At 35.2% G+C, this 11,957-nt stretch carries 11 protein-coding genes; 4 read left to right on the top strand and 7 right to left on the bottom strand.

Translation table 11 applies throughout. From position 1 onward, the window contains the following. Positions 1-10: 10 nt before the first annotated feature. Positions 11-1,033 carry a PorP/SprF family type IX secretion system membrane protein gene (locus UH1x_RS12005; protein ID WP_482621883.1) on the bottom strand — a complete coding sequence of 341 codons (1,023 nt, stop codon included), beginning with the start codon at positions 1,031-1,033 and terminating at the stop codon, positions 11-13. 123 nt (positions 1,034-1,156) lie between these two features. On the opposite strand from UH1x_RS12005, the gene UH1x_RS12000 reads away from it, so the two are divergent. The 4 genes from UH1x_RS12000 to UH1x_RS11985 all read left to right on the top strand — a co-directional run bounded on the left by UH1x_RS12000 (position 1,157) and on the right by UH1x_RS11985 (position 5,362). Then, positions 1,157-2,068: a NifU family protein gene (locus UH1x_RS12000; RefSeq protein WP_482621882.1), complete on the top strand. Its 912-nt coding sequence runs from the start codon at positions 1,157-1,159 to the stop codon at positions 2,066-2,068. A 70-nt stretch (positions 2,069-2,138) separates the two neighbouring features. Further along, complete coding sequence (locus UH1x_RS11995) at positions 2,139-2,339, top strand: dodecin family protein (RefSeq protein ID WP_027064938.1); 201 nt, start codon at positions 2,139-2,141, stop codon at positions 2,337-2,339. A gap of 67 nt (positions 2,340-2,406) precedes the next feature. After that, positions 2,407-4,458: a thioredoxin domain-containing protein gene (locus tag UH1x_RS11990; RefSeq protein WP_482621881.1), complete on the top strand. Its 2,052-nt coding sequence runs from the start codon at positions 2,407-2,409 to the stop codon at positions 4,456-4,458. Between the two features lie 73 nt (positions 4,459-4,531). Further along, positions 4,532-5,362, top strand: a complete 831-nt coding sequence (locus UH1x_RS11985; RefSeq protein WP_482621880.1) for a mechanosensitive ion channel family protein — start codon at positions 4,532-4,534, stop codon at positions 5,360-5,362. 57 nt (positions 5,363-5,419) lie between these two features. Here UH1x_RS11985 and tsaB read toward each other — a convergent pair whose 3' ends face one another. The 6 genes from tsaB to UH1x_RS11955 form a co-directional block, all read right to left on the bottom strand. Next, positions 5,420-6,100, bottom strand: a complete 681-nt coding sequence (tsaB, locus tag UH1x_RS11980) for a tRNA (adenosine(37)-N6)-threonylcarbamoyltransferase complex dimerization subunit type 1 TsaB (protein WP_482621879.1) — start codon at positions 6,098-6,100, stop codon at positions 5,420-5,422. 85 nt (positions 6,101-6,185) lie between these two features. Continuing rightward, the gene (locus UH1x_RS11975; RefSeq protein ID WP_482621878.1) at positions 6,186-7,526 is read right to left on the bottom strand and encodes a TolC family protein; all 1,341 of its coding nucleotides are present in this window, start codon (positions 7,524-7,526) and stop codon (positions 6,186-6,188) included. A 67-nt stretch (positions 7,527-7,593) separates the two neighbouring features. Continuing rightward, positions 7,594-8,718: an efflux RND transporter periplasmic adaptor subunit gene (locus UH1x_RS11970; RefSeq protein WP_036151949.1), complete on the bottom strand. Its 1,125-nt coding sequence runs from the start codon at positions 8,716-8,718 to the stop codon at positions 7,594-7,596. A 44-nt stretch (positions 8,719-8,762) separates the two neighbouring features. Further along, on the bottom strand, positions 8,763-10,019 hold the full coding sequence (locus UH1x_RS11965; RefSeq protein WP_482621877.1) for an ABC transporter permease: 1,257 nt from the start codon (positions 10,017-10,019) through the stop codon (positions 8,763-8,765). A gap of 1 nt (position 10,020) precedes the next feature. Continuing rightward, positions 10,021-11,250 (bottom strand): ABC transporter permease, encoded by a 1,230-nt coding sequence (locus UH1x_RS11960; RefSeq protein ID WP_405410578.1) that lies wholly within the window; start codon positions 11,248-11,250, stop codon positions 10,021-10,023. Beyond that, entirely contained in the window at positions 11,243-11,944 is a 702-nt protein-coding gene (locus UH1x_RS11955) for an ABC transporter ATP-binding protein (protein WP_027064946.1), read from the bottom strand. The genes UH1x_RS11960 and UH1x_RS11955 overlap by 8 nt, the downstream gene beginning before the upstream one ends. Positions 11,945-11,957: the final 13 nt, after the last annotated feature.

Here is an 11,957-nt window from a genome sequence, read left to right as displayed (position 1 = left end):
GCAGGCCTTTTTAATTTGCTGCAGGACAGTAACAATCGTACTTACGTTCTGTTTGTCCAAAATCATACCCTAAAGTAATTTGATGAAAACCTCCGTTATCAAAACGGTAATCGTTCATTTGGTATGAATAGTTATATGAAACCATAAAGTTTTTGAAGTTAGCTCCAACTATTGGGGTTACCAACTGTAAGCGTTGTTCTCCAAAAGAAGTGCCGTCTTGAAACTGTGCTCCATCAAAACTTCTTCTATATGATAGTCCGCCCCAAATACGCCCAAAATCTACATCCTTGTATACCTTAGCATTGATATCCATACTTTTTTCCTTTGTAAATTCAGTCAGTTGAAAAAGTATAGAAGGCTCAAATTGCCATTCACTTCTACCAAAAACATAACCTGCGGATACTAAAAATCTTCTAATATTATCAATAACCAATTCCTCTGGGTCGTCATTTCTATCTCTGTAATACAAGTTTCTTTTACTTCCTGTCAATGCATTGGTTACTGCAAAATGAGTATAAAACTCTTCATAATTATATGAGACACCTATATCAATATTGGAGTAAGAAGAACTTAATTTTATTCCAGAAACTGCGGGGTCTGGCGTAGCTGACCTAAACTCGGTCTCATCTAAACTACTTTGCAATATGGTTGCGCTTAAACCAAAAGATAATTGATTCAACTGTCTTACATCATCTCCCCCCATTCTTAAATGGTGAGCATATGTTAGTTTCAATCCTGTTTGAGAATGGTAACCGTTAGCATCATTAAATATGATTGCTCCAATACCACTAGGAGAATCTCCCAATCGAAAATGTGCATTTATTGTCTGTAAACTTGGTGCATCATCAACATCAAACCATTGCTTTCTAGCGGTAGCTCTAATCTTGCCTCCCTCACCAATACCGGCCATTGAAGGAAATACTAAATAATAGTTGTCAGATAAATAATCAAAATATACAGGTATACCTTCTTGCGCGTTAGATTTCAATCCAATCATAAGCACGGTAAACAATAGCAGTACGTGGTATTTCATATTGGGGCTTTAAAACTAAAGTTTAGTTTCACTAATATAAAGTTAATAACGGGTTAACCTGAACATTATTATGTAGGTACAAACTAAGAATTCCTTTGTATTTTTGCTTAAAATTTTTGAGAAATGAAAGAGTATTCGATTACGGTAGTTAAGACCAATAACCCAAATATATTAAAGTTCGAGACTAATCATATTTTAGTCCAACGAAAAAATTACGAATTCAAGAATATTGACGATGCTAAAAACTCTCCTCTAGCACAGCAATTATTTCATTTGCCATTTATTAAAACTGTATATATTTCTGGTGATTTCATTGGTTTGGAACGTTATGACATTGTTCAATGGGAAGATGTAAAGGATGAAGTTGCCCAGCAGTTGGTTGAGTATTTAAATGCCGGAGAGCCTATTGTGATAGAAGAAGATATGGATAAACCAGTTCCGGTAACAGTTTATGCCGAGGTTACACCTAACCCTTCTACTATGAAATTTGTAGCAAGCAAAAAAATAGTGGCTTCTGCATTCGAATTCAAAAATATTGATGAAGCTAGAGATTCTAAATTGGCTATGGAGCTATTTCAGTTCCCGTTTGTTAAACAAGTTTTCATTGACGAGAATTACGTCTCTGTATCTAAATTTGAAGTTGCAGAATGGGATGACATTACTATAGAATTACGTGAAGTAATTAGAAATTTCATTGCTGACGGCAAAGAGATTGTTGCGGATAATGCAAAAGCAATTGATGAAGAAGCACAGGTATCAGAAACAATATCTGCTGAAAACACTATAGAACTTGACGAAACATCTCAAGAGATCGTTGATATTTTAGAAGAGTATGTAAAACCTGCTGTTGCTAGTGACGGTGGTAACATTATGTTTAAATCATATGATATTGACAGCAAAACTGTAAATGTAATTTTACAAGGTGCTTGCAGCGGATGTCCTTCTTCAACCTTTACCCTTAAAAATGGTATTGAAACCATGTTAAAGAATATGATGGGCGATAAGGTGAATGAAGTGGTTGCGCTAAACGGTTAATTATTAAATGAATCGAATTAAACATTGCTATTAGTTTTTGTAACTTGTAGAAAATCTAAAAACAATAATTATGGCAGTTTTAAAAGTAATTGAAATATTAGCAAATTCTGATAACGGATGGGAAGACGCAGCGAAAAAAGCAGTTTCTGAAGCATCAAAATCAGTAAAGAATATTAAGTCGGTTTACATCAACGAGCAAAGTGCTACTGTTGAAGACGGTAAAATCAAAAATTATAGAGTGAACGTGAAAATCACTTTCGAAGTGAAATAACAATCATTCAACAGCATTAAAAGCGCCAAAAGGCGCTTTTTTTTGCTTTAAAAATAAAATACATATCATGCCAACCCCACAAAAGCATACAAACAATCTAATTAAAGAAAGTAGTCCGTATTTACTACAGCACGCACATAACCCGGTTAATTGGGAAGCTTGGAACGATGAAGCTTTGCTAAAGGCTAAAAAAGAAAATAAGCTAATTCTTATTAGTATCGGTTACGCAGCTTGCCACTGGTGCCATGTTATGGAACATGAGTGTTTTGAAGATGAAGAAGTAGCCGAAACAATGAACGCTCACTTTATTAACATTAAAGTGGACAGGGAAGAAAGACCGGATATTGACCACATTTATATGGATGCCCTACAAATGATGACCGGTAGTGGAGGCTGGCCTTTAAATATTCTTGCCTTGCCAGACGGTAGACCTTTCTGGGGCGCAACCTTCGTTAAAAAACAAGAATGGATACAAGTATTGAATCAACTTCAACAGCTCTATGTTGATGACCCTAATAAAATTATTGGATATGCCGAAAACATGGCAACCGGACTTAAAGAGATAAATGCCGTAACAACAGGTGAAAACCAAGGTTTAATTCAAGATTCGGAAATTGACGTAATGGTTGCAGATTGGTCAAAATACTTTGACACTTTCTTAGGAGGGTACAAACGGGCACCTAAATTTATGATGCCTACCAACCTTAATTTTTTACAATACTATTCTCATGCAAAACAGGATAATGCAGTAGATGAATATGTAAACACCACTTTAACAAGAATGGCCTGGGGCGGCATATTTGACCATGTGGGTGGTGGGTTCTCTAGATATTCAGTAGACACGAAATGGCATGTTCCCCATTTCGAAAAAATGTTATATGACAATGGTTTATTGATTAGTCTTTACGCAAATGCATATGCTAAGACCAATAACGAGCTCTATAAAAATGTCGTTGAAAAGAGTATCACTTTTCTAGAAGAAGAACTGTTAGACAAAAGCAATGGGTTTTACTCTTCTTTAGATGCTGATAGCTTGACTAGTGATAACAAATTAGTAGAGGGTGCATTTTATGTTTGGCAGGAAGAACAACTCAAAAAACTTTTAAAAGACGATTACCCTATTTTCAGTGAATACTTCAGCATTAATTCTTATGGATATTGGGAAGATGAAAACTACGTACTTATTAGAGATTCAGAAGCATTGGCTATTGCAATGAATCATTCTATTACAAAAGTAGAGTTGCAACAAATCATATCTAAATGCCTGTCTTTATTGAAAGTGGAGAGGGCCAAGAGAAATAAACCAAGATTAGATGATAAAATCCTAACTTCTTGGAATGGCTTGACATTGAAAGGACTCACAGATGCCTACAGATATTTAGAACATGAAAAATATTTGAACCTTGCTATTAACAATGCTAGTTTTATTTTAGAACATATGACCACAGAAGATGGTGGTTTATACCGTAACTTCAAAAATGGAAAAAGTACTATTCATGGTTTCCTAGAAGATTACGCTTCTATAATAGATGCATTCATTGGACTGTATGAAGTTTCATTTGATGAGAAATGGCTTAATCATAGTTTTGAATTAACAAAATATGTCATTGAAAATTTCTCAGATTCTGAAACTGGTTTATTCTTTTTCACATCTAATAATAACGACAATCTTATTAGGAAGACCTTAGAAGTATCAGATAACGTAATTCCGTCTTCCAACTCTATGATGGCTCATAATTTACATAAACTCTCTAAATATTTTCCTGAAGATAATTTTGATGGTCGTTTACATCAAATCATGAAAAGCATGAAAATTGCTATCACTGAAAATCCACAAAATCATGCCAATTGGCTTCATTTGGCACAGCTAATTAGTGAGAATTTCTATGAATTGGTCGTTATCGGTGAAAACTTTGAACTCATATGCGCAAGCCTCATGAAGAACTATATGCCAAACGCTATATTTGCTGCATCAAATACTAAAACTAGCAACTTACCTCTATTAATGAATAGGTATGTAATGAACAAAACGCTAATCTACGTTTGTAATCACGGTAGCTGTCAAATGCCCGTAGAAGAACCAAGCAAAGCTTTAGATCTTGTCTCTCCTATCAATTAACAATTGTTTAGCCTCTTACTTTTTACAGGGTAATTACAATTAGCTAAGTTGCTTGTTTTAAAAAAAACAAATTATGTTAGATAAAATAATGAATCTGCAAGAACATGCAGATAATGCTATAGCTTGGCTTTGGGATGTACTACCTAGTATATTATGGGCGATTTTTCTATTAATTGCCGGCACCTATGTCATACGTTTCATAAATAAAATGATCCGTAAATTTTTCGCAAATAAAGATTACGATTTAGCGTTAGAAACATTCTTACAAAGCTTTATCAGTATTGCTTTAAAAATAATACTCTTCATATTGGTCATTACCCAATTAGGGGTTCAAACAAGTTCTTTAGTTGCCATTTTAGCTTCTGCAGGTTTGGCTATTGGTTTAGCGTTACAAGGCTCCTTAGCTAATTTTGCCGGGGGCGTTCTTATCTTATTATTTAAACCCTTTAAAATAGGAGATTTTATATCTGCTCAGGGTGTGGATGGTACCGTAAAAGAGATTTCGATCTTTACTACCAAAGTGAGCACATTTGGAAACCAAATTGCGATTATACCAAATGGACAACTATCTAATAACACTATTACAAACTATAACGCGCAAGACACTAGAAGAGACAAAATTGATGTAGGTATTGGGTATACTTCTAACATTAAAGAAGCCAAAGAAATTCTTTTAGCCATATGTAATGAACGGGAAACAATTCATAAGACACCCGCACCTGAAGTTTATGTAGGTGAGTTAGGAGATAGTTCGGTTAATCTCACATTACGATTTTGGGCTAATAATGGTGATTTTTGGGCAGCGCATTTTTATGTGATGGAAGAAATAAAATACCGTTTTGATGCTGCCGGAATTGAAATTCCGTTCCCACAACGCGTAGTTACTCAAATGAAAACGGATTAACAGATACAAATTTAAAAAGCCCTTGATTACTCAAGGGCTTTTTTATTATTTAAACTTTTACGATTTTGCTTTCTTGGTTTGGAGCACAAAGTCTTTTAGATAATAAGGCTCAAAATAGGCTACATCTTCAAAATCAGAAGCATTAAACTTTTCCGATGAAATAGAAGCTATTTCTTTAGCAGAAGGCACTACTTCACAATGGTAGGTTATAGATTCTAATGGAAACAATTCTTTTATCTTCTCTGCTCCACTACCTAAAAAGTGAATATGTTTTGCATTGATATATTCTTTAAAAGAATTTTCATCTATTATTTCAGCTTTGGTTTCTCTTATTTCCTTACCATTCTCATCAAAAACCGAAGAATACACCTCCATACGTCTTGCATCTAAAACAGGAATCAGAACCTCATCGTTCTCAATATTTACTTGTGATGCCATACTTTTCAAAGTAGAAACAGATATTAACGGAATACCTAAAGCATAACTAAGCCCTTTTGCCGCTGAAACTCCAATTCGGAGTCCTGTATAAGAACCCGGACCTTTACTGACCGCCACAGCTTCTAAATCTTCCATTTTCAAAGAAGCTTCCTGCATTACCTCTTCAATAAAAATATGTAGTTTCTCTGCATGTGAATAGTTTGCAGAATTCAATTCCCTAATTGCAAGAATCTCGCCGTCTTTAGCAACACAGACCGAACAATTCGTTGATGAAGTTTCTAGATTTAATAGTATGCCCATACTGCAAAGGTATTACATACTATAAAATGAAAAAGCCTGTATACATTAAAATGTTACAGGCTCATCAATTATAGTTTTGTTTATTCTATTCTAACGAAATAGGAATACCAAAATAGAATTCTAATATTTTTAATCTGAATATGTAATCGTATTTTGTTCTAATAACATCTGCTTCTGCATTATCTACTCTAGACTGTGCCTGACTAAAATCGAACGAATTCATAAGCCCAACATCAAAACGTTCTTTAGAGTATTGATATGCAAGACTTCTAGCTTCCAAAGTTTTCTGAGCAGCTTCATAAGCCTTGTAAAAGCTAGTAACATCTACATATGCCTGGTTCACATCTGTCTCCAACTGTAGTCTTGTTCTTTCAAGTTCAACTCTAGATATATCCACACTAATCTGGGATCTCTTTATATTGTTTCTAACACTCCAACCATTAAAAATAGGAATACTCATTTGAGCACCATAAGAAATACCATCATTGATATATAGTTGATCTTTAAAAGGAATTGCCTCACCTGTAAAAGGATCGTTATTTTGATCAGAATATCTTGTATTATAATTGATAAATGCACCAACGCTAGGGTATTTAGCGCCTTTTGCAATCTCCAAATCTTTTTCCGCTAATTCTACACCAGATAAAGCGAACTTAATATCATTTCTAAACGTCAATGCTTTTTCAAAAATCACTTTCGCAGAGTTGTCCAATATATCAGATGGTGGAATATCGAACTCTTCTTCTGCAATATCAAAGTTTTCGTAATCAGTTATCCCAAGCATCTGCGCTAGATTTATTCTTGAAATTAAAATCAAACTACGAGAATTTATAATTTGTTGTTCTTGACCTGCCGCAGTCGCTTCCAACTCTAACAAATCGCCACGAGCAACAACACCAGACTCAACCAATTCTTTGGTTCTATTCAGGTCTTGTTCAGTAACTGCTAATTGAGCTTTAAACACTTTTAATGATTCCTTATTAGATAAGACTTGCAAATAAGCATTAGCAACATTTAACCTGATATCATCTTTTATATCATCCAAACGATATTGATTTGCTATACCACTCAATTTTGCCCTTTCGATACGATTATAATTTCTGAGACCATCAAACAAAGTAACCGATGAAGTTAAATCGCCTTGCGCTGAAAAAATAGTAGCAGATACCAAATTATTGGTAGTTGGATCTAAAGCAAGACCTGTATTTGCAGAGGCCTGCAAAGTTCCATTTAAATTTGGCAATAATGCGCCAAGAGCGTCAGATTGATCAATTTTAGCGTTCTCTAAATCTAATTCATATTGCTCCACCGTTAGATTGTTTTCTACAGCATAGTAGACACACTCTTCTAAAGTCCATTTCTTTTGCTGCGCCATACCCATTACAACAGAACATAATAGTAGTAATCCCGTGATTTTTACTTTCATTTTATTCTTTTTTAAACCAACCTATACATAGGTTGCTCGATTCGTTTTTTGATTTGATTGATTATTTTTAATCCTCGTTCGGACCATTGTCTTCACTCTTAGCTTCTAACTTGTTCCAAATTTTTATTTTAGAATCTTCATCGATACCAGAAACAATTTCTACGTCGATACCATCACTTACACCAAGCTCAAGTTCTCTTTTTTCAAATTCATTATCACCTGTCTCTACCTCAACGTATGGCTTATTGGTTTCTTTATCAAACTGCAACAATGCTTCTTTAATAGAAAGCACATCTTTCTTTTCTTCTAAGACAATTGCTGCGTTTGCGCTATAACCAGCTCTAATATTTGTACTATCAGACACTACCAAATCACCTTCTATCTTAAACTGAACGGCACCTTCTTCTTCCACTCCTTTAGGAGCAATGAACTTTAATTTGGCATTGAATTTTTCATCTTGTAAGGCACCCATGCTAATTTCTAATGGCATTCCTACTTTAAGTTTCCCCACTTCAGCTTCATCAACTTCACCTTCAAAAATCATTTTAGACATATCTGCAATAAATGCAATCGTAGTACCGTCATTGAAATTATTACTTTCAATAACCTGATCACCTACCTCTACTGGGATTTCTAATAAAGTACCAGTTACCGTAGCCCTAATATTGGTATTTGCACTAGATGAGCCACCTGCCGAACCTACTCTAATTATCTGATAGTCTGCCTGAGCATTTTGCAATTCTTGCGTAGCCTGATCAAAACGTAATTGTAACGCATTGAAATCTTGACTAGAAATCACCCCTTTATCAAATAGCGTTTTATTCCGGTCGTATTCGATCTTTGTATTACTTAAAGAAATTTTGGCATTGTTTACTCTACCACGAGCTTGATTTAAAGACTGTTCATTAGGTACTACTTTTATCGTAGCAATTAGATCACCCGCTTTAACTTGAACACCTTCTTCTAAATATACTTTTTGAATGATACCAGAAATTTGAGGTTTGATCTCAATTTCATCTTGTGGTATTACCTTACCGGTAACAACAACCTTGTTGGTAATATCTCTTTTTTCAACGGTCTCCGTTTCATATGTTTTTAAAGGAGTGCTGTTCTTTTTCATGAAATAGACTACTGCAGCCAGTATTCCAAAAACTACTAATCCTATTAATACGTACTTTACATACTTGTTCATGCTCAACTATTTGATTGTTATTTATTCTTTTGTTGTTTGGTCTGTTACTCTTCTCTTAAGGCGTCTATTGGTTTTATTCTAATGGCTCTATTCGCAGGTATCAACCCTATTAAAACACTAAGACCTACCATTAAAATAAAGGAACCTAAAAATTGTGGTATGCTGATCATAAGGTTATAAAAGGGTACATCACTATTCTCGCCTATCATATTATTCGCAATCGCTAGAAACCCTATTGCGATTGCAAAACCGACAAAACCCGCAAATACCGTAATTACTATAGACTCCAGTACAATTTGTCTTTTCACTACTTTAGGGGTTGCACCCAAGGCGCGTCTAATACCTATTTCTTTTGTACGCTCTTTTACGGTAATTAAAAGAATATTACTAATTGCAATGACACCTGCCAGTAAGGTCAAAATTCCTACGAAGAAAGAGACGCCTTGTAAAACCCCTGTAAATGCCGATACATTGTTAAACACTTCAGACATGTCGAAACTACCAATGGCGCGTTCGTCTGTTGGGTTGATATCATATTTATTCTTCAACAAACGTTTTATCTGACTTTCCACTACAGGTACTTTGGTATCTGACTGGACCGAGATTGCCATCCATCCCATTCTATCTCCAGAACCAAATGCTTTTTGGAATGTTGAAAACGGTATATACACTGAATTCTCTCCGTCAATATTTATGTTTTGATTTGGCTTATAAATACCTACGATATTAAAGAACACTCCGTTAATACGAACATCTTCCCCTATAGCATTTTCGCCTTTTTCAAATAGAAGTTTATACGTTTCTTCTCCAATAACACACACCTTTTTAGACTCGGTCATGTCATTTTCATTCAGAAATCTACCTTCTACTAGCTTCTTCTTCATGATTTCATCCACATTAGGATAATCACCATAAACTGCCGAACCACTAGTCAAACCATTTCTATATACAGTAACCACGCCCCTATGACTACCAAGTTCTATTCTTGGAGCAAGAACTTCTATTTCTGGAATCTGTTCTTTTAAAATGGTAGCATCTTCCAATTTAAATTGAATTCTACGTCCTCTTTCAAATCCTTTATAAGGCTCTGATGTACTTTGACTCCAAACAAATAGACTGTTAGATGCGGTACCTGCAAATATTTTTTGAAAACCATTGCTCATTCCGTTTGCACCACCTAAAAGCAATACAAGAATTATCATAGCGATAATAACCCCTAACATGGTTAAGAATGTGCGAAACAAGTTCTTACCTAATGTGGCAAAAATCTCTGACCATAAATCTCTATCAAATATCCACATATTATTTATCGCTTAATGCTACAATTGGTTTTACTCTTGCCGCTTTCATTGCAGGAATCAATCCTGCTAAAACTCCTGCAACAATCAATATTATAGTTGCGGTCACAACCATTGACATACTGACGGACGGATTGGCAAATGCACCTGTTTTAATACTTGGACCAATGGCCGCCAATAATCCCGTTGCAATTCCTAATCCTATAAATCCGGATAAGGCCGTTATAAAAACAGATTCGAACAACACTAATTTTATGATTGACCACGGCTCAGCACCCAAGGCTTTACGTACACCAATTTCTTTTGTACGCTCTTTAATGATAAACACCATAATATTACCGATACCTACAATACCAGATAGTAATATTAGCAGTCCCACTATAATTACCGCAATATCCAAACCACCTGTAAAGTTGCTGATGTCTTCAAAAACCTCAGCGTAGTTAAAGATTCTAATTCCCGATTGATCCTTGGGAGCAATTTTAAAACGTCTTCTAAAAACATTTTCTAATCTATCTGAAAAAGCAAGTGCTTCGGTTAAATCGTAATTAGGATTATAGGTTAAAGCAATCTGGTCAATATGATCCGTTTGACCATACATTTTTTGATAGGTAGTGGTAGGTGCGTAAATGTTTCGCTCTGCATTATCATCACCATCATCGGTAAACGTTCCAATGACCCTAAAAGGTAGCCCGTTAAACTCAACGAACTTGCCAATAGCATCTTCGTTCTTGAATAAATCTTCCTCTACTTTTCTGCCGATAACAGCAACTTTAGAAGCATTCATTAAATCGTTGGTATTGATGAACCTACCCTTATTTACAATGGTCTTTTCAATAGCCTGGTGATCCGGATGAACAGCCTGTATATTGTAACTACCCGTTTCGCTCTTATAACGTGCCGATGTATTTTGATAAACCCTAGGACTTATATATTCCACATCATTAGGAAAACTTCTTTTAATGTATTCAACATCGTCGTTTGTCATTTGAATTCTGCGCCCAGCTTCAAATCCGCCATAAGCCAGAGAAGTTGTACCTGTTCTAACAAAAATGGAGTTGGTAGCGTCATCACTAAATTGAAGCGTGAATCCGTTTTGCATTCCCTTTACAGATGCCAAAAGCAATACCAAAATGAAAATACCCCAACCTACCGAAAACCCGGTAAGGAAAGTTCTAAGCTTATTGTTGCTTATACTATGGTATATTTCTTGCCAAATGTCTCTATCAAACATATTGCTCGGCTCTTACTTGTTCTATTTTCTTGTCCTCTATGATAACCCCATCCTTCAAATGCACTATACGCTTACACATATCTGCAATATCTGGCTCATGAGTAACGATTAATATGGTATTCCCAGCATCGTTAATTTTCTGTATCAAGTCCATCACCTCGTAAGATGTTTTACTATCCAATGCTCCTGTAGGCTCATCGGCAAGCAATACCTTAGGTTCAGCAGCTAAAGCTCTTGCAATTGCAACACGTTGTTTTTGACCACCAGAAAGTTCACTAGGTAAATGACCGGCCCATTCTTTAAGACCAACTTGTTCCAAATATTTTAAAGCTTTTTCTTGACGTTCTTTTCTTGGTACTTTTTGATAGTATAACGGTAAGGCTACGTTCTCTGCTGCGCTCTTATAATTGATAAGATTGAACGATTGAAAAACAAAACCTAAAAACTTGTTTCTATATCTAGCAGCTTTAGTTTCGTTTAAATCCTTTATAGGAACATTATCTAATATATATTCTCCGGAATCAGAGCTATCCAACATTCCTAATATATTCAATAAGGTAGATTTACCAGAACCAGAAGAACCCATGATAGCTACTAGCTCACCTTCTTCAACATTAAAATTTATTCCTTTAAGAACGTGAAGTGAATTCTTGCCCATTTTATAGGACTTGTGAAGATCTTTAATTTGAATCATGTTGGTTGTTGTT

The sequence above is a fragment of the Maribacter sp. UH1 genome (genome assembly GCF_056839145.1).
Note: the sequence above shows the minus strand (reverse complement) of the source record. Positions and strands in the feature narration are given on the sequence as shown.